Genomic DNA, 17,323 nt, shown 5'->3' with positions numbered 1-17,323 from the left:
ACGACGCGGCAAGGCGCCCGGTCCCGCCATTCTTGCATTTGCCATGGTGGCGGGTTACGGCATCCGCCGTGGGCCGGGCAAGGAAAATCCCGTTCCGACTCGATGAGATCGCCATCCGGAAACCCGCCACCGCGCGAATCCGGAGCCACGCCGAGGGAGTACCGCGCATGACGCCGACCGACCGCACCCGCCGCTGGATTCGCAGGTCCGGCGCAGGCCGCGCGGTGGCCCTGCGGCTCGCCGCGGCGGTCGCCGCCGGGCTCGCGGTCGCGGCCTGCCAGACGGAGCCGATCGTCAGCGGCTACATCGCCGACGAGCGCGCGCTGGGCGAACTGAAGCCCGGCACGCCGGCCGAGAAGGTGCTGTCGACGATGGGCACGCCCTCGACCGTGTCCACGGTCGGCAACCAGACCTGGTACTACATCACCCAGATCAAGTCGCAGCGCTTCAAGTTCCAGAACCCGCAGGTCGTCGACCAGCGCGTCATGGCGGTGAACTTCGACAAGAACATGAAGGTCGAGCGCGTCGCCAGCTACGGCCTGCAGGACGGCGTGGTGTTCGACTTCATCAGCCGCACCACCCCGACGGGCGGCTCCGAGCTGTCCCTGCTCAAGCAGATGCTGAACGCCACCGGCCTCGGCAGCAGCTGACGCCGAAGGGCGGCTGGGGCCGTCGCCGACCGGAACGGACCCCGGCGTCCGACATCAATATAAAGAAAGAGCCCCGCGGCATCGCCGCGGGGCTCTTCGTTTGAAGGCTGCGTGGCAGCGGCTCAGGAGTGCGCGAGCACGGCGAGCAGCAGCAGGGCCACGATGTTCGTGATCTTGATCGCCGGGTTCACGGCGGGGCCGGCGGTGTCCTTGTAGGGGTCGCCGACGGTGTCGCCCGTGACGGAGGCCTTGTGGGCCTCCGAGCCCTTGTAGTGCTTCACGCCGTCACGGTCGACGAAGCCGTCCTCGAAGGACTTCTTCGCGTTGTCCCACGCGCCGCCGCCCGAGGTCATCGAGATGGCGACGAACAGGCCGTTGACGATCACGCCGAGCAGCGAGGCGCCGAGCGCGGCGAAGGCGGAGGCCTTCGAGCCCGAGATCAGCAGCACGCCGAAGTAGGCGACGATCGGGGCGAGAACCGGCAGCAGCGACGGGATGATCATCTCCTTGATCGCCGCGCGGGTCAGCATGTCGACCGCCCGGCCGTAGTCCGGACGCTGCTTGCCCTCCATGATGCCGGGCATTTCCTTGAACTGCCGGCGAACCTCCATCACCACCGACCCAGCCGCACGGCCCACGGCCGTCATGGCGATGCCGCCGAAGAGGTACGGAATGAGGCCGCCGAAGATCAGGCCGGCGACGACATAGGGGTTGGAGAGGTCGAACGACACGGTGCCCATGCCCTTGAAGTAGGGATAGAGCGTCGAGCCAGCCTTGTTCGCCTCGGTGGCGAAGTACTGCAGGTCGTAGCTGTAGGCCGCGAAGAGCACGAGGGCGCCGAGGCCGGCCGAACCGATGGCGTAGCCCTTGGTCACCGCCTTGGTCGTGTTGCCGACCGCGTCGAGCGCGTCGGTCGAGTGGCGGACCTCCTTCGGCAGGCCCGACATCTCGGCGATGCCGCCGGCGTTGTCGGTGACAGGGCCGAAGGCGTCGAGCGCCACGATCATGCCGGCGATGCCGAGCATCGACGTCACGGCGATCGCGGTGCCGAAGAGACCGGCCAGCTGGTAGGTAGCCAGGATGCCGCCGACGATGACGAGCGCCGGCAGAGCCGTCGACTCGAGGGAGACGGCGAGGCCCTGGATGACGTTGGTGCCGTGGCCGGTGACCGACGCCTGGGCGATCGAGACCACCGGGCGCTTGCCCGTGCCGGTGTAGTACTCGGTGATCCACACGATCAGGCCCGTCACGACGAGGCCGATGATGCCGCAGATGAACAGAGCCGATCCGGTGATCGTCTGGCCGGCCACCGTGCCGATGGTGCCGAAGCCGACCGTGGCCCAGGTCGCGAGGCCGAGGCCGACGACGGACAGGATCGAGGTGGCCCACAGGCCCTTGTACAGCGCGCCCATGATCGAGTTGTTGGCGCCCAGCTTCACGAAGAAGGTGCCGACGATCGAGGTCAGGATGCAGGCCGAGCAGATGGCGAGCGGATAGAGCATCGTCGAGGCGAGGACCGCCTGCCCGCCGAAGAAGATTGCCGCGAGCACCATCGTGGCGACCACGGTCACCGCGTAGGTCTCGAACAGGTCGGCCGCCATGCCGGCGCAGTCGCCGACGTTGTCGCCGACGTTGTCGGCGATCGTGGCCGGGTTGCGCGGATCGTCCTCGGGGATGCCGGCCTCGACCTTGCCCACGAGGTCGGCGCCGACGTCGGCGCCCTTCGTGAAGATGCCGCCGCCCAGACGCGCGAAGATGGAGATCAGCGAGGCGCCGAAGCCGAGCGCGACCAGCGCGTCGATGACGCCGCGGCTCGCGGGCTGCAGGCCCATCGGGCCGGTGAGGACCCAGTAGTAGACGGCGACGCCGAGGAGCGCGAGACCCGCCACCAGCATGCCGGTCACGGCGCCCGCCTTGAAGGCGACGTCGAGGCCGCCCGCCAGCGACTGCGAGGCCGCCTGCGCGGTGCGGACGTTGGCGCGCACCGAAACGTTCATGCCGATGAAGCCCGCGGCGCCCGACAGCACGGCGCCGATCAGGAAGCCGACGGCCACGGCCCAGCCGAGCAGCAGGCCGATGACGACGAAGAGGACGACACCCACGCCGGCGATGGTGGTGTACTGACGGCGGAGGTAGGCCTGTGCGCCCTCCGCGATCGCCGCCGCGATCTCCTGCATGCGCTGGGTGCCCGCGTCACGACTGTTGACGTCGGCAATCGCCCACGCGCCATAGGCGACCGAGAGCAGCCCCCCGAGAATAATCAGCCAGATCATGTTCCGTCCCTAACCCAGTTCTGCATCGAGACCGCCCCCCGGCGGTCCCGCGCCACTCGTTTCGTACCCGCCCTCTTCAGAGGCGCCACAGGAGTGCCAAACTTGGGCGGCGGACGCAAACGGAACCGTAGGGACTTCGACCAAAAGCCCGAGAAAAACGCGCCGACAGGACGTTATTCGGCAGCTGCCATGCGCCGGACGTGCCGTCTGTGCCAGAAAAGAGCACCCGCGGCGATGGCGACGAACGGGAACACCACCTCGTTGACCGTCCACCAGCCGTAGTGGGCCAGGATCTGGCCGGACGAGAACGAGCCGATCGCCATCGTGCCGAAGATCAGGAAATCGTTGAGGGCCTGCACGCGGTTGCGCTCCGAGGGCGCCGCCATCTGCGCCACGAGCGCCGAGGCGCCGACGAAGCCGAAGTTCCAGCCGACGCCGAGCAGGATCAGTCCGATCCAGAAGTGCGACACGGTCGTCCCGGCCATGTCGACGACGCCCGCCGCCGCGAGCAGCGCAAGCCCCGCCGCGATCACCGCTGGCGCCCCATAGCGCGCGATGAGCGAGCCGGTGAAGAAGCCCGGGGCATACATGGCGATCACGTGCCACTGGATGGCGAGGTTTGAGTCGCTGATCGCGTGTCCGCACATCTTCATCGCGAGCGGCGCCGAGGTCATGACCAGGTTCATCAGCCCGTAGCTGACGACGCCGCAGATCACCGCGGACACGAATCGCGGCTGCAGGGCGATATCGCGCAGCGGCCGCCCTTCCCCCACCTTGGGCTCGGGAGGCAGCGGGATCTTCACCTGAGCCACGATCGCCATGGCGACGAGGGCGACGACGGCCTGGGTCGCGTAGCTGACCGCGAACGTATAGGGCGGCCAGGCATCCATCGTGTGCTGGACGAGTTGCGGCCCCACGACGCCGGCGACGACGCCGCCCGCCATGACCCACGAGATCGCCTTGGGCTTGAAGCTTTCGCTGGCCGTGTCCGCCGCAGCGAAGCGGTAGGACTGGGTCACCGCGGCGTAGCAGCCGCCGAAGAAGGTCGCGAGGCAGAACAGCCAGAACGAGGCGCCGATCACGGCCAGCCCCGCCAGCAGCCCCATCATCATCCCGCAGCCGGTGCCTAGCATGAAGGCGGTGCGGCGGCCGTAGAGCCGGGAGATGCGACCGGTCGGCAGGGTCGCCGCCGCCATGCCGACGACGAAGATGGAGATCGGCAGCGTCGCCAGCGACGGGTCCGGTGCCAGCTGGACGCCCATGATAGCGCCGGTGGCGAAGATCACCGTGGAGTTGGCGCCTGCGAGAGCCCCCGCGATGGCGAGGATCAGGGCATTACGCCGGGCGAGGCGGTCGCCGCCATCGAAAGTCTGCGTCACGGCCGCCTCAGAAGTGGGTGAACGATCCGGTGGCGAAGGCCACGCGCCGCCCCTTGTGGAGAAAATTCATCTCCTCGGCAAGCGGTGTCACCGTCCCGATCTCCGCCAGCCGCACCCCCTGCCTGCCGGCTTCCGCCATGAGGTCCGCCATTGCCGCGGGAGGCACCGCGGCCAGGACCTCGTAGTCGTCACCGCCTGTCACGGCGGCTTCCAGCAGCTTGGGCTCGACGGAAACGGCCGCAAGCGCCGCGGGCGAGAGGGGAACGCGTTCCAGATGCACCGTGGCCGACGTCCCGGACACGCGCATCATCTTGGTGAGATCGCCGACCAGGCCATCCGAGACGTCCATACCGGCCGTTGCATGGGTCCGCAGCGCCGCGGCAAGCGCATGGCGGGGTTGCGGCCGAAGATAGCGGTCGAGCAGGTGAGCGCGGTGGTCGCCCGTCGCCCAGCCGAGGCCGGGCTCCAGCCGCAGCTTCAGGCCGAGCGCGGCATCGCCGATCGTGCCGGTGACGACGAGCCGATCCCCCGGCCGCGCGCCGGTCCGCGGTACCATGCGCCCTGCCGGCACCCGACCGAGCGCCGTGATCGAGAGCGTCAGCGGGCCCGGCGTCTTGACGGTATCGCCCCCGAGCAGAGGGCAGCCGCCGGCGCGGGCACAGGCGCCCAGCCCCGCCGAAAAAGCCGCCAGCCAGGGGTCGTCCCAGTCCGGAGGGAGCGCCAGCGTCAGGAGGAAGCCGACCGGGTCGGCTCCCTTCGCCGCGAGGTCCGAGAGGTTCACGGCCAGCGCCTTCCACCCGATCGCATCGGCAGGGTCGTCCGGAAAGAAGTGCACCCCCGCCACGACGGCGTCGGCCGTGAGCACCAGATCGTGCCCTGCCTCCATGGCGAGGCACGCGGCATCGTCGCGCAGGCCGAGCCCCGCGGGGCCCGCCAGAGGCGCGAAGTGGCGCGCGATGAGGTCGTCCTCGGAGGGGCGGGAGGGCGATGCGGACGAGGCCCGGGCCATCGCGCGTCCCGCGTCAGCCGGCGCGGGGCCCCAGCTCGGCCGCACGGGCCTCGCGGGCGATCGAGTCGAGCACGGCGTTGACCATTCCCGGCTCCTCGCCGGCATAGAATGCGTGCGTCACGTCGACGTACTCGGTAATCACGACCCGGGCGGGGACGTCGGCCCGGCGCAGCAGTTCGTAGCCGCCACAGCGCAGGATGGCGCGCAGCACCGCCTCGATGCGCTTCAGCGGCCAGCCCTTGGCCAGCGCCTCGTCGACCCGGCGGTCGATGAGGACCTGCTCCTGCACCACGCCGCCGACGAGATCGCGGAAGAACGGCGCATCCGCCTCCTTGAACGCGACCCCATCGATCTCGCGGCCGATCCAATGGGCCTCGAACTCCGCCATCGCCTCGTTCACGGGCTTGCCGGAGATCTCCATCTCGTAAAGCGCCTGCACCGCCGCGAGCCTCGCGGCGGCACGCTTCTCGCGTTTGGACATGCTCAGACCTTCCCGGCCGCGACGCGGCGCTTGATGCGCAGCACCGCCAGCGCCGCCTCCGCGGCGCCGCCGCCCTTGTTCATCTCGCCGACGCGGGCGCGCGCCCAGGCCTGCGCCTCGGTGTCGACGGTGAGGATGCCGTTGCCGAGCGGCATCCGGCGCGCCACGGCGAGGTCCATGAGCGCCCGAGCGCTCTCCCCGGCGACGATGTCGTAGTGCCCCGTCTCGCCGCGGATCACGCAGCCCAGGGTGACGACCGCGTCGTAGGGCTCGCCGTGCGCCTCCGCCGCGTCGAGCGCGATCGCCACTGCGGCGGGAATTTCCAGCGCTCCGGGCACCGTGATGACGTCGAAATGCGCCTTCTCGGCCTCCAGGACCGCCTTGGCGCCGGCCAGCAGTTCGTCAGCGATGTCGTCGTAGAAGCGCGCCTCGACGACCAGGACGCGCCCGTGCGTCGGGATGCCGTCGTGGGTCGCCCTGGCGAAACGGGGTGCGGCCATCGGTGTCTCGGTCTCAATCGTCGGAAGCGCTGCGTGAAAAGGGTGAGTAGCCCTGCTGGCGCGCTTCCGCAAGCCGTGCGGCGTAGCGGGCCATCTGGTCGACCTCGAGATTGATCCGGTCGCCGGTGCGGGCGGTCCCCCACGTCGTCGCGGACAGGGTGTGCGGGATGAGAAAGACCGTGAAGAGATCGCGTTCCACGGTGTTCACGGTGAGCGACGTCCCATCGAGGCTGACCGATCCCTTTTCCGCGATGAACGGCGCGAGTTCGCCCGGCACCCGGATCGTGAACCGCGCCGTCGCGCCCCACGGCCCCTCCCCCGTCACGTCGTCGCGCGCGACGATGGTCGCCACCGCATCGACATGGCCGGAGACGAGATGGCCGCCGAGCTCGTCGCCGATGCGCAGCGGGCGCTCGAGGTTCACCCGCGTGCCCGGCTGCCAGGTGCCGACGGTGGTGCGGGCGAGCGTTTCGGCCGCCGCGTCGACCTCGAACCAGCAGCCTCCGCCCTCGCGCGGGCCGAAACCCACGATGGTGAGACAGGGGCCGGAACACGCCATGGATGCACCGAGAACGAGCGTCGCCGGATCGTAGGACGCCTCGATCCGCAGGTGCCGCAGCGAGGCGTGGACGTCGTTGACGGCAACGACCGTGCCGACGTCGGTGACGATGCCGGTGAACATCAGATGATCCTCCTGAAGCAGCGCATCTCGTCCCCCCCGAGCATACGGGGCGGCAGCGCCTCGAACTGGGCGCGGTCGTCCATCAGACGTTGCAGCGACGGCCCTGCGGCGGGCAGGCCCGGACCGTCCAGCCGGCGGGGACCGGTGAGCAGCACGACATCGTCCACGAGGCCGTCGGCGGCAAGCGCGTCGGCGAGCCGTGGCCCGCCCTCGCAGAACACGCGGGTGATGCCACGCCGGGCGAGCGCCGCGAGCGCCGCCCGGAGATCGACGCCGCCCGGCGCGCGACGGACGCGGTCGACCGGGACGCCGAAGGCCGCGAGCCCCTGCTCGACGCCCCACGGCGCGTCGTCGGCCGCGATGATCCACGTGGCCGGACCGCCCTCGCCCGACACGATCCGGGCGTCGGGTCGGATGCGAAGCGACGGGTCGAGAACGACACGCACCGGCGAACGGTGCGACAACCCGGTCATGCGGCATGTCAGGAGCGGGTCGTCGGCGAGCACGGTCCCGATGCCGACCATGATCGCATCGTGACGGGCCCGCATCTTGTGGACCTTCGCAGCGGCGGCCCTGCCCGTGATCATCAGGCGCTCCGGGCCCGCCGCCGCGGCGAAGCCGTCAGCCGTCCGGGCGAGCTTCACGGTCACCATCGGGCGGTTGTCCACCACCTTGCGGATGAACCCCTGGTTCACCCGCCGGGCCTCGCGCGCCAGCGTGCCGACGGTGACCTCCACGCCCTGCGCGCGCAGAAAGATATGCCCTCGCCCGTTCACGCGCGGGTCGGGATCCTCGATGGCGGACACGACCCGCGCGATGCCCGCCGCCACCACGGCCTCGCAGCAGGGCGGCGTCCGGCCGTGATGCGAGCAGGGTTCGAGCGTGACCGCCATCGAGGCGCCGCGGGCCTGCTCCCCCGCCTGGGCGAGGGCCACCGTCTCGGCGTGGGGGCGCCCTCCGGGCTGCGTGAATCCTCGCCCGACGATCCGCGGCCCGCTCTCGGTCATGTGCCAGACGACGGCGCCGACCGCCGGGTTGGGCCATGTGTTGCCGAGGCCGCGGCGTGCCAGCGAGAGGGCCATCGCCATCATCGCCTCGTCGACCCGCGCCTGCCGCTCGGGCGATAGCCTCACGCCGGCCGGGCCGCGGGGGCCGCCCATCAGCCGCCGTCGCGGCCCGGAGCGCGCTCGCGGGCCGGCGCCGCCTCCGGCGTCTCGTCGGCGGTCAGCTGGCCGATCAGCTCCTCGAAGTCCTTCGCCTCGCGGAAGTTGCGGTACACCGAGGCGAAGCGGACATAAGCCACGTCGTCGAGGTTCTTCAGCCCCTCCATGACGAGTTGCCCGATGGTGGCGCTCGGGATGTCGCCGTCACCCATGCTCTCGAGCTGGCGCACAATGCCATTGACCATCCGCTCGACGCGCTCCGGCTCCACCGGCCGCTTGCGCAAGGCCACGTCCACGGAGCGGGCCAGCTTGTCGCGGTCGAACGGGATGCGCCGGCCGGACCGCTTGACGACGTAGAGCTCGCGCAGCTGCACCCGCTCGAACGTCGTGAACCGCCCGCCGCAGTCCGGGCACACCCGGCGGCGGCGGATCGAGGAATGGTCGTCGGTGGGGCGCGAGTCCTTCACCTGGGTGTCGAGGGACCCGCAATAGGGGCAGCGCATCGTCGTCCCTCTCCGCCGCGATCAGCGCCCTCAGTAGATCGGGAAGCGTGCGGTCAGCGCGTGGACGCGCTGCTTCACGGCCGCCTCGACGGCACCGTTTGCTTCCTCGCCATTCTGGGCGAGGCCGTCCAGCGTCTCCACGATGAGTTCGCCCACCTGGCGGAACTCGGCCACGCCGAAGCCGCGCGACGTCGCCGCCGGCGAACCGAGGCGGATGCCCGAGGTGATCGTCGGCTTCTGCGTGTCGAAGGGCACGCCGTTCTTGTTGCAGGTGATGTGCGCGCGCCCGAGCGATGCCTCTGCGGCCTTGCCGGTGAGGCCCTTCGGCCGCAGGTCCACGAGCATCAGGTGGTTGTCCGTGCCGCCCGTCACGATGGCGTAGCCCGCCGCATTGATCGTGTCGGCCATCACCTTCGCGTTGTCGACCACGGCCCGCGCATAGGCCTTGAACTCCGGCGTCAGCGCCTCGCCGAAGGCCACCGCCTTGGCCGCGATGACATGCATGAGCGGTCCGCCCTGCAGGCCCGGGAACACCGCGGAGTTGATCTTCTTGGCGATGTCCTCGTCATTGGTGAGGATCAGGCCGCCGCGCGGCCCGCGCAGCGTCTTGTGGGTCGTCGACGTCACGACGTGGGCGTGCGGGAACGGCGAGGGATGCGACCCGCCCGCGACCAGTCCCGCGAAGTGCGCCATGTCCACCATGAAGAATGCACCGACCGAATCGGCGATCTCGCGGAAGCGGGCGAAGTCCCAGTGCCGGGCATAGCCGGAGCCGCCGGCGATGATCAGCTTCGGCTTGTGCTCCTGCGCGAGCCGGGCGACCGCGTCCATGTCGATGACCTGGTCCTCGGGACGCACGCCGTAGCTGACGACGTTGAACCACTTGCCCGACATGTTCGGCGGCGCGCCGTGAGTCAGGTGGCCGCCGGCGGCGAGGTCGAGACCCATGAAGGTGTCGCCGGGCTTCATCAGCGCCATGAACACGGCCTGGTTGGCCTGCGAGCCGGAATTCGGCTGGACGTTGGCAAACCGGCAGCCGAAGAGCCGCGTCACGCGGTCGATCGCCACCGTCTCGGCGATGTCGACGAACTGGCACCCGCCATAGTAGCGGCGGCCGGGATAGCCCTCCGCGTACTTGTTCGTCATCACCGAGCCCTGCGCCTCGAGGACGGCCCGCGAGACGATGTTCTCGGAGGCAATCAGCTCGATCTCGTCGCGCTGGCGACCGAGTTCCTTGCCGATGGCGTCGGCAATCTCGGGGTCGCGGTCAGCGAGGCTCGCCGAGAAGAAGCTGTTGGAGAGGTGGCGTTCGTCACGCTGCACGGACATCGTGGAACTCCTCGGCCCCGCTGCGGAGGCTCGTCAGGGTGTGGGGGCCGTCGACGACAGCAGACCGGCCCGCGGTCGCCGGTCTCCTAACACGCCCCCTCCCCGCGCGCCAACCGGGCGCGACGCGACGCCACCCTTCGCCGCGGCTTCGGCCGCCGAAACGAAAGGCGGCGCCCGGAGGCGCCGCAACTCGGTCGGAATGACGCCCGGAGGATCACTCGTCGTCGTTGGCCTTCTGCATGGAGGCGACGGGAATCGGGCCGAGGCCGTCCTTGTTGTAGATGTCGTCGCGGAACTGGACGAGCCCGTCCGGCGTCGCCCAGGCCGTGATGTAGGCCCAGTAGACCGGCACCGGCTGCGCCAGCCGCGCGTCGACCCGCTGGCCGCCCTCGATCGCCGCGTCGATCTGCTCGCGGCTCCAGCCGGGCGTGTCCTTGAGCAGCCACGTGATGTAGTCGCGCACGTTCTGCACGCGCATGCAGCCCGAGGAGACGAAGCGGAAGTCGTCGCCGAAGATGCCCTTGGCCGGCGTGTCGTGCATATACACGCCATAGGGATTGGCGATGTTGATGCGCACGAAGCCGAGCGAGTTGAACTCGCCGCCCGGATCCTGCCGGAACATGTAGCGGGTGGCCTCGTCCGACCGCCAGTTGACCTGGGACGGCTGGAGCTCCTGGCCCTGCTGCGTGTAGATGCGGATCTTGTTCTCGGTCAGGTAGTTCGGATCCGCCTGCATCTTCGGGATCAGATCCTTCTTGATGATCGAGGCGGGCACCGTCCAGAACGGGTTGAAGTTGATGTCCGTAGCCCGGGTCGTCATCACCGGCGACTGACGGTCGATCTTGCCGACGCCGGCGGCGTGGCGGGTCATGACCTGGCCGTTCTCGACCGTCTCAACCAGCGCCGCCGGGATGTTGGCGACGACGAAGCGGTTGCCGAGGTTGCCGGCATAGGAGCGCAGGCGCACCACGTTCGTCTCGAGCTGGCGCAGGCGCACATCCGCCGACACGTTCATGGCCGTGACGGTCTGCGTGTTCAGGACGCCCGTCGGGATGAGGCCGTGGCGCTCCTGGAAGCGCTTCACGCCGGCCTCAACGATGCTGTCGAACACCTGCGAGTTGCCGAGCGACGGATCGAGATCCTTCGACGCGATCAGGCGGCGGCGCAGCGCGACGACCTGCGGGCCCTTGCTGCCCAGCCGCAGCGTCACCTGCGGCATTGTCGGGAAGCCCCCGGCCGCGACCAGCTGCCGGTACGTGTCGATCATCTGCTCCGTCGCCTGCAGGGTCAGCGGCGACAGTACGGGAACGGTGGAGCGATTGACGCGCAGGCTCGTGGCGGCGTCATAGCTCTGCTTCCACTCCGCCTGCCCTCCGAGCAGTTCCTGCGCGAGCGCAGGGCCCGCACCGGCTGCCGTGGCCATCAGAGAGGCGAAGGCCGGGAGGAACTCGCGGCGGCTCATGGATCTGAAGACGGTCATGGGTCGTATCAGTACCGGTTGGCGAGTGACGGACGCTTCGGCCGATCCTTCGCAGGGCAGGGTAAACGATCCGTCACCACTTAACCCGGTTCCGGAAACGGCGCAGCGGCAAAAACGCCGTGCAGTCCGGCGAATTTAAGGCAAGCGGCGCCTGTGAGCTATCAGCCGCGGGACTGTGAAGGGGCGGTGCGACGATGATGGCGGCCATCGGGTTGACGACGGGTCTCGGCGCGGCGCTGGCGGCGCTCGTCGTGACTGTCGCGGTCTTTGCCGCCCTCTGGCTCTACAGCCTGCGCCGCGAGGACTGCAGCGTCGTCGACCTCTACTGGGGCTTCGGATTCGCCGTGATCGCGTGGGTGGAGGCGGGGCTGGTCGGCGGCTTTACGCCGGCGCGTCTCGTGTTCATCGGCCTCGTGACGCTGTGGTCGCTGAGGCTCGGCATCCACCTCCTGCTGCGCCACCGTGCAGCCGAGGAGGAAGACGCTCGCTATGCGGCGATGCGGCAGAATGACCCCGTGAACTGGCCGCGCCGCAGCTTCTGGATGGTCTTCATGCTGCAGGCCGTGGTGATGTGGCTCGTCGCGTCGCCCGTCCACATGGCCGTCGCCGACACCCTCGCGCCCGAACCTGCGACGTGGCTTCTTGTCGCAGGATCTGCGTTGTTCGTCAGCGGCTTCGCCCTGGAAGCTGCAGCGGATCGGCAACTGGTGATGTTCAAAGCGGACCCCGCGAACCGCGGGCGGCTGCTCACCACGGGTCTGTTCGCGTGGAGCCGCCACCCGAACTACTTCGGCGAAGCGATGCTGTGGTGGGGCCTGGGGCTCTACGCCTTCGCCCTGTCGGGCTCGGCGGTGGCGCTGGTCGGGCCCGCGCTCCTGACATGGCTCTTGATGCGGGTGTCGGGCATCCCGCCGCTGGAGGCGCATTTGTCGCAGCGCCCCGGCTTCGCCGACTATGCAGCGCGCACCAGCGCCTTCGTGCCGCGCCCCCCGTCTGCGCCTGTCGCGGAGCGGTCCGCCGAGGATCGGTCGGCGGCATGAAAATGCGGCCGGATCGCTCCGGCCGCCATCGGTTTCGGGCGTGCAGGATCCGTCAGAGACGGTAGCGGATGTGGTCCGTCCAGAAGCGCTCGAGGCGGGCGAGCGCCGTGTTGACCTGCTTGAAGTCCTCGGACGAGATGCCGCCGATCTGCTCCACCGTGCGGACGTGCTTGTCGTAGAGCGACTTCACGATCTCGTGGACCTCGCGGCCCTGCTCGGTGAGGCTGATGCGAACCGAGCGCCGGTCCACCCGCGACCGCTGGTGATGGAGGTAGCCCATCTCGACCAGCTTCTTCACGTTGTAGGAGACGTTCGAGCCGAGATAGTAGCCGCGCGTGCGCAGTTCGCCGGCGGTGAGTTCCTTGTCGCCGATGTTGTAGAGCAGCAGCGCCTGGACGCTGTTGACGTCGGAGCGTCCGCGGCGGTCGAACTCGTCCTTGATGACGTCCAGAAGCCGGCGGTGCAGCCGTTCGACGAGGGTCAGCGCCTCGATGTAGAGAGGGCTGACATCCGCGGTTCCGGCCGCACTGTCGCGCTGGTCGAGAGTCTTGAGAGCGGTCTTCATGTTCTGCCTCACTGCACTGCCCTGTTGGCCGCGTTTGTCCGGCCTTCGTTTCCATTGTTGTAACCGGAGGGCATGAAGACGAGTTTAAACAACGGAATGAATCAGGAATTCACTCTACTGAACGAGTTTAATTCAAAGGCTACGGATCGTTCAGGTAAACGATCTCTTGCTGCGGCCGAGAGCTTTACGCTTCGCGCGAGGCAAGCCACGAAAGGGTGACGTAGGCGCACAGAAGCAGCACCTGCGCCCCTGTCAGCACGTGCGCGGTCCCGATCTCGCCGGGCCGAAGCAGGCTCACGACGACATTGACCATCATGGCCAGCAGCCAGATGACGCCGCCCCAGGTGCTCGTCAGCCAAAGGCCGATGGCGGCCACGAGGTCGATCACCGCGAAGGCGACGATCGCCGCCTTGGAGGGATAGACGAGGTCGGCAAAGGCCGGGATGCCCGGAATGCGCACGCCAAGGATCACCAGCCACCCCGCCAGGCCCTTGACCAGCCAGACGGCCGAAACGATGCGCATGAACCAGACGAGGATCCGGTCCCACGCGAAGGCGCGTGCGCCCTCCTCCGCGGCGGTCCCCGACCGCCCACTGGTCAGCGGTTCGCTCATCGCAGGCGGCCGTCGGCGACGAGTTCGTCCGCCAGGGGCGCTAAGAAGGCGGCGACACGGTCGCTGGACACGGCGTCGAGAGTCGCCGGCGACCAGCGCGGGGACTGGTCCTTGTCGATCACCGCGGCGCGCACGCCTTCGTAGAAATCCGCGTTGTCGAGCATGCGCGAGACGATCCGGAACTCGGTGCGCATCGCCTCCTCGAACGTCATGGCGGCGCCCCGGCGCATCTGCTCGAGCGCGATGCTCAGGCTCAGCGGCGAGCGCGAGCGCATCACGGACACCGTCTTGGCGGCAAAGGACGAACCGCCCGAAGCGTCCGCGTCGAGGGCGGCGAGGATGGCGGCGATGCTGTCGTGCCCGAAGCAGCGGGCGATGACGGCGCGTTCGGCGGGCCCCAGCGCGACGACGGATGCGCTCGGGGCGCAGGCGGCGATGGCCGTATCGACGTCCTGTCCCTCGGACAGCGCCGCGACCAGCCCGGCCAGCGAACCGCTGGCCACGGCGGCCGTCGCCAGTCCGGTGCCCACCGCGTCGGCGGCGCCGATCCGCTGCCCCGTCAGCGCGAGATAGCGGCCAACCTGCCCAGGCAGGAGGGGCAGCGCATGGGTCGCCCCGACGTCCGGGAAGAAGCCGATTCCCACCTCCGGCATCGCGAACGAATAGCGCTCGCCAGCGACCCGGTGGCTTCCATGCAGGGACACGCCGACGCCGCCGCCCATGACGATTCCGTCCACGAGCGCCACGTAGGGCTTCGGATAGCGCCTGATCCGGATGTTGAGTTCGTACTCGTCCCGCCAGAAGGACAGCGCCTCCGCCTTCTTCCCGGCGCGGCCGAGATCATGCAGCACGCGAATGTCCCCGCCCGCGCAGAAGGCACGGTCCCCGGCGCCCTCGACGACGACACAGCGGATCGCTGGATCGTCCGCCCAGGCGTCGAGGGCGGCGTGGATCGTGCGCACCATGCCGTGCGTGAGGGCGTTCAACGCCTTGGGGCGGTTCAGCAGGATGTGGCCCGCGGCACCGCGCACCGTGCACACCGCCTCGGCGTCGGCCCCGACGGCGACGTCCGTCTCCCCGCCCATCTCACACGTCCCCGTCCCTCACCGACGTCGAGTTAGCCCGGCCGCCGCAACGCTTGTCAACGCGACCCACCCAACGTCCACCTTCCGGCCGGCGGGAAAACAATGCTAACTCTGTGGGCATCGTCGTCGTTGCCCGCACGACCCTGCCGAGGAGACGCACCATGGCGTCGCGCCCGTTCCCCGTGATCCCGTCCGCGATCGAGCCCGCCACCCGCGATCTGGGATTGGTGCACCGGCCTCGCCGCAACCGGAAATCAGACTGGGCGCGACGACTCGTCCGGGAGAACTCGCTCACCGCCGACGACCTCATCTGGCCGATCTTCATCATCGACGGCGACGGGCGCCGTGAGCCGATCGGGTCGATGCCGGGTGTGGAGCGTCTCACCGTCGACGAGGCCGTCCGCGCGGCCGAACGCGCCGCGTCGCTCGACATTCCGGTCCTGGCGCTTTTCCCGAACACCGACCGGGCGCTTCGCGACGAGCGTGGCGGCGAGGCGCTAAACCCGGGCAACCTGGTCTGCCGCGCGTGCAAGGCGATCAAGCAGGCGGTGCCGCACATCGGCCTCCTGACGGACGTGGCGCTGGATCCCTACACCAGCCACGGCCACGACGGCCTTCTCGATGACGGCCGCATCCTGAACGACGAGACCGTCGAGGTGCTCGTCCGCCAGGCGGTGAACCAGGCCCAGGCCGGCGCCGACATCGTCGCGCCGTCCGACATGATGGACGGGCGCGTCGGCGAGATCCGCCGCGGCCTTGACGAGGCCGGCTTCCAGGACGTCCAGATCATGGCCTACGCGGCCAAGTACGCCTCCGCCTTCTACGGTCCCTTCCGCGAGGCGGTTGGCACCAGCACGACGCTCACCGGCGACAAGCGCACCTACCAGATGGACCCCGGCAACAGCGACGAGGCGCTGCGGGAGGTCGAACTCGACCTCCAGGAAGGCGCGGACATGGTGATGGTGAAGCCCGGGATGCCCTATCTCGACATCGTCCGTCGGGTGAAGGAGACGTTCGCCGTCCCCACCTTCGCCTATCAGGTCTCGGGCGAGTACGCGATGATCCGGGCAGCCGCCCAGAACGGCTGGCTCGACGGCGAGAAGGCCATGATGGAGAGCCTGCTCGCCTTCAAGCGCGCGGGAGCGGACGGCATCCTCACATATTTTGCGCCCGCCGCAGCCGAGAAGCTGAAGAAAGGCGCCTGACCTGCGCCCACTGTCGCGACCGCGGCGCGCCTTCCTCCTTGCCGCGTTGCTTGGCGGGCTGCTGTTCGCTGCAGGATGCGCCCGCACGGTCGATTCCGATCAGGCCCGCATCTGCCGGTCGCTGGTCCCGGCCCTCAATGCCCCGGGAACACAGGTCTCGGTGACGCGGGTGGTGCCGACCGAGCTGGCCGGCCGCATCCGCGTCGTCTACACGGCCCGCGATCCGGACCGAGGCACCCGCAACCGCTACCTCGATTGCAGCTTCCGGGGCGATGCGCTGTCCCGCAGCCGCGCGGAACTCGTCGCGGTCGCGACGGAACGCGGCCCCCTCGGGGAGGCCGCCTTCCTTTTCCTCGAGCGGTTCGTGCTGCGTTCCGCGGAGTTCGCGCTGGAGGACCCGGGCGGCCCGGGAAGCGCAGCAGGCCTGCCGGAAGTCTCCTTCACCACCGCGTATGGGTTGCAGACCGTTCTCAACGGCCTCCCGCAGGCCGGGACGTACGGCCTGCTGGCGGCGAGCTACTCGCTCATCTACGGCCTCGTCGGCCGCATCGTGTTCGGCTTCGGGGAACTCGCCGCGCTGGGAGGCTATGGCGCGCTGCTCGGGGTGACGCTCGCCCTGCAGGCCGGCACGGTGAACCCGCTCGTCGCCCTCGCCGTGGCCGCCATGCTCGCCGTCTACGGCGCGATGGTGCACGGCAGCGTCATCGGCCGGGTGATCGTCGGGCCCCTCCTCTCGCGGCCCCTGCCCGTGCTGATCGCCACGACCGGGCTCATGCTCCTGTTGTCGGAATACCTCCGGATCCTGCAGGGGAGCGACCTGCGGTGGATCCCGCCGGTCTTCAACACGCCGGTGGCGCTGGTCCGCGCCGGAACGTTCACCGCGACGACGACGCCAGTCGCCCTGCTGACGGCCGGCACGGCAGCACTCGTCTCCTGCGCCCTGCTGGTGCTGATGCAGCGCTCGTCCTTCGGCCGGGCGTGGCGCGCCTATGCGGACGATCCACTGGCGGCAAGCCTGTTCGGGGTCGACCGCAACCGCATCGTCGGCGCGACTTTCGCGCTCGCGGCGTCGCTGGCCGGCTTCGCGGGCTTCGTGATGACGGCCTTCTACGGCGGAGTCGGCTATGGCGCCGGGCTCATCCTCGGGCTCAAGGCCCTTGTCGCGGCCGTCCTTGGCGGCATTGGCTCGGTGGGAGGCGCCCTCGTGGGCGGGCTGGCCATCGGGCTGGCGGAAGCCCTCTGGTCGGCTACGATGCCCATCGAGTCCCGGGACATTGCCGTGTTCGTACTGCTGTCCGTGGTTCTCGCCCTGCGCCCGGGCGGGCTCAGGGGGTTCGGCGACCTGCTGCCCCGGCGCGTCTGAGCC

General features: G+C 69.6%; 17 protein-coding genes. 4 read left to right on the top strand and 13 right to left on the bottom strand.

The window, feature by feature from the left end; all coding sequences use genetic code 11:
• The first annotated feature begins 167 nt into the window (after window positions 1-167).
• Window positions 168-650, top strand: a complete 483-nt coding sequence (locus tag ACX9GQ_RS03480; protein WP_459628148.1) for an outer membrane protein assembly factor BamE — start codon at window positions 168-170, stop codon at window positions 648-650.
• A gap of 122 nt (window positions 651-772) precedes the next feature.
• Here the strand turns inward: ACX9GQ_RS03480 and ACX9GQ_RS03475 are convergent, their stop codons facing one another.
• The 10 genes from ACX9GQ_RS03475 to ACX9GQ_RS03430 all read right to left on the bottom strand — a co-directional run bounded on the left by ACX9GQ_RS03475 (window position 773) and on the right by ACX9GQ_RS03430 (window position 11,449).
• Entirely contained in the window at window positions 773-2,923 is a 2,151-nt protein-coding gene (locus ACX9GQ_RS03475) for a sodium-translocating pyrophosphatase (RefSeq protein ID WP_459628147.1), read from the bottom strand.
• Window positions 2,924-3,096: 173 nt separating this feature from the next.
• Complete coding sequence (locus ACX9GQ_RS03470) at window positions 3,097-4,302, bottom strand: MFS transporter (RefSeq protein ID WP_459628146.1); 1,206 nt, start codon at window positions 4,300-4,302, stop codon at window positions 3,097-3,099.
• Between the two features lie 7 nt (window positions 4,303-4,309).
• Window positions 4,310-5,311: a thiamine-phosphate kinase gene (gene thiL, locus ACX9GQ_RS03465; protein WP_459628145.1), complete on the bottom strand. Its 1,002-nt coding sequence runs from the start codon at window positions 5,309-5,311 to the stop codon at window positions 4,310-4,312.
• Between the two features lie 13 nt (window positions 5,312-5,324).
• The gene (gene nusB / locus ACX9GQ_RS03460) at window positions 5,325-5,792 is read right to left on the bottom strand and encodes a transcription antitermination factor NusB (RefSeq protein ID WP_459628144.1); all 468 of its coding nucleotides are present in this window, start codon (window positions 5,790-5,792) and stop codon (window positions 5,325-5,327) included.
• Between the two features lie 2 nt (window positions 5,793-5,794).
• Window positions 5,795-6,292 (bottom strand): 6,7-dimethyl-8-ribityllumazine synthase, encoded by a 498-nt coding sequence (gene ribH, locus ACX9GQ_RS03455; RefSeq protein WP_459628143.1) that lies wholly within the window; start codon window positions 6,290-6,292, stop codon window positions 5,795-5,797.
• Window positions 6,293-6,305: 13 nt separating this feature from the next.
• Window positions 6,306-6,974 carry a riboflavin synthase gene (locus tag ACX9GQ_RS03450; protein WP_459628142.1) on the bottom strand — a complete coding sequence of 223 codons (669 nt, stop codon included), beginning with the start codon at window positions 6,972-6,974 and terminating at the stop codon, window positions 6,306-6,308.
• The gene (gene ribD / locus ACX9GQ_RS03445) at window positions 6,974-8,134 is read right to left on the bottom strand and encodes a bifunctional diaminohydroxyphosphoribosylaminopyrimidine deaminase/5-amino-6-(5-phosphoribosylamino)uracil reductase RibD (RefSeq protein WP_459628141.1); all 1,161 of its coding nucleotides are present in this window, start codon (window positions 8,132-8,134) and stop codon (window positions 6,974-6,976) included. Before ribD ends, ACX9GQ_RS03450 begins: the two co-directional genes overlap by 1 nt.
• Entirely contained in the window at window positions 8,134-8,640 is a 507-nt protein-coding gene (nrdR, locus tag ACX9GQ_RS03440; protein WP_459628140.1) for a transcriptional regulator NrdR, read from the bottom strand. The genes ribD and nrdR overlap by 1 nt, the downstream gene beginning before the upstream one ends.
• 30 nt (window positions 8,641-8,670) lie before the next feature.
• On the bottom strand, window positions 8,671-9,969 hold the full coding sequence (gene glyA, locus ACX9GQ_RS03435) for a serine hydroxymethyltransferase (protein ID WP_459628139.1): 1,299 nt from the start codon (window positions 9,967-9,969) through the stop codon (window positions 8,671-8,673).
• A 214-nt stretch (window positions 9,970-10,183) separates the two neighbouring features.
• Window positions 10,184-11,449, bottom strand: a complete 1,266-nt coding sequence (locus ACX9GQ_RS03430) for a L,D-transpeptidase family protein (protein WP_459628138.1) — start codon at window positions 11,447-11,449, stop codon at window positions 10,184-10,186.
• Window positions 11,450-11,643: 194 nt separating this feature from the next.
• Here ACX9GQ_RS03430 and ACX9GQ_RS03425 point away from each other — a divergent pair, with 194 nt between their 5' ends.
• Window positions 11,644-12,489: a DUF1295 domain-containing protein gene (locus ACX9GQ_RS03425; protein ID WP_459628137.1), complete on the top strand. Its 846-nt coding sequence runs from the start codon at window positions 11,644-11,646 to the stop codon at window positions 12,487-12,489.
• 52 nt (window positions 12,490-12,541) lie between these two features.
• Here the strand turns inward: ACX9GQ_RS03425 and ldtR are convergent, their stop codons facing one another.
• The 3 genes from ldtR to ACX9GQ_RS03410 all read right to left on the bottom strand — a co-directional run bounded on the left by ldtR (window position 12,542) and on the right by ACX9GQ_RS03410 (window position 14,752).
• Window positions 12,542-13,054 carry a transcriptional regulator LdtR gene (gene ldtR, locus ACX9GQ_RS03420; protein ID WP_459628136.1) on the bottom strand — a complete coding sequence of 171 codons (513 nt, stop codon included), beginning with the start codon at window positions 13,052-13,054 and terminating at the stop codon, window positions 12,542-12,544.
• 184 nt (window positions 13,055-13,238) lie between these two features.
• Window positions 13,239-13,667: a DUF6163 family protein gene (locus tag ACX9GQ_RS03415; protein WP_459628135.1), complete on the bottom strand. Its 429-nt coding sequence runs from the start codon at window positions 13,665-13,667 to the stop codon at window positions 13,239-13,241.
• Window positions 13,664-14,752 carry an enoyl-CoA hydratase/isomerase family protein gene (locus tag ACX9GQ_RS03410; RefSeq protein WP_459628134.1) on the bottom strand — a complete coding sequence of 363 codons (1,089 nt, stop codon included), beginning with the start codon at window positions 14,750-14,752 and terminating at the stop codon, window positions 13,664-13,666. Before ACX9GQ_RS03410 ends, ACX9GQ_RS03415 begins: the two co-directional genes overlap by 4 nt.
• Window positions 14,753-14,913: 161 nt before the next feature.
• Between ACX9GQ_RS03410 and hemB the strand changes: the two genes are divergently transcribed.
• Together hemB and ACX9GQ_RS03400 are read left to right on the top strand one after the other, a co-directional pair.
• Complete coding sequence (hemB, locus tag ACX9GQ_RS03405; RefSeq protein WP_459628133.1) at window positions 14,914-15,957, top strand: porphobilinogen synthase; 1,044 nt, start codon at window positions 14,914-14,916, stop codon at window positions 15,955-15,957.
• 172 nt (window positions 15,958-16,129) lie between these two features.
• Complete coding sequence (locus ACX9GQ_RS03400) at window positions 16,130-17,320, top strand: branched-chain amino acid ABC transporter permease (RefSeq protein ID WP_459628132.1); 1,191 nt, start codon at window positions 16,130-16,132, stop codon at window positions 17,318-17,320.
• Window positions 17,321-17,323: the final 3 nt, after the last annotated feature.

Source organism: Alsobacter sp. R-9, assembly GCF_054612375.1.
Note: the sequence above shows the minus strand (reverse complement) of the source record. Positions and strands in the feature narration are given on the sequence as shown.

Coding starts and splice junctions, on each gene's coding strand:
- ACX9GQ_RS03480 (WP_459628148.1), top strand. CDS start 168: ATGACGCCGACCGACCGCACCCGCCGCTGGATTCGCAGGTCCGGCGCA.
- ACX9GQ_RS03475 (WP_459628147.1), bottom strand. CDS start 2,923: ATGATCTGGCTGATTATTCTCGGGGGGCTGCTCTCGGTCGCCTATGGC.
- thiL (WP_459628145.1), bottom strand. CDS start 5,311: ATGGCCCGGGCCTCGTCCGCATCGCCCTCCCGCCCCTCCGAGGACGAC.
- nusB (WP_459628144.1), bottom strand. CDS start 5,792: ATGTCCAAACGCGAGAAGCGTGCCGCCGCGAGGCTCGCGGCGGTGCAG.
- ribH (WP_459628143.1), bottom strand. CDS start 6,292: ATGGCCGCACCCCGTTTCGCCAGGGCGACCCACGACGGCATCCCGACG.
- ACX9GQ_RS03450 (WP_459628142.1), bottom strand. CDS start 6,974: ATGTTCACCGGCATCGTCACCGACGTCGGCACGGTCGTTGCCGTCAAC.
- ribD (WP_459628141.1), bottom strand. CDS start 8,134: ATGGGCGGCCCCCGCGGCCCGGCCGGCGTGAGGCTATCGCCCGAGCGG.
- nrdR (WP_459628140.1), bottom strand. CDS start 8,640: ATGCGCTGCCCCTATTGCGGGTCCCTCGACACCCAGGTGAAGGACTCG.
- glyA (WP_459628139.1), bottom strand. CDS start 9,969: ATGTCCGTGCAGCGTGACGAACGCCACCTCTCCAACAGCTTCTTCTCG.
- ACX9GQ_RS03430 (WP_459628138.1), bottom strand. CDS start 11,449: ATGACCGTCTTCAGATCCATGAGCCGCCGCGAGTTCCTCCCGGCCTTC.
- ACX9GQ_RS03425 (WP_459628137.1), top strand. CDS start 11,644: ATGATGGCGGCCATCGGGTTGACGACGGGTCTCGGCGCGGCGCTGGCG.
- ldtR (WP_459628136.1), bottom strand. CDS start 13,054: ATGAAGACCGCTCTCAAGACTCTCGACCAGCGCGACAGTGCGGCCGGA.
- ACX9GQ_RS03415 (WP_459628135.1), bottom strand. CDS start 13,667: ATGAGCGAACCGCTGACCAGTGGGCGGTCGGGGACCGCCGCGGAGGAG.
- ACX9GQ_RS03410 (WP_459628134.1), bottom strand. CDS start 14,752: ATGGGCGGGGAGACGGACGTCGCCGTCGGGGCCGACGCCGAGGCGGTG.
- hemB (WP_459628133.1), top strand. CDS start 14,914: ATGGCGTCGCGCCCGTTCCCCGTGATCCCGTCCGCGATCGAGCCCGCC.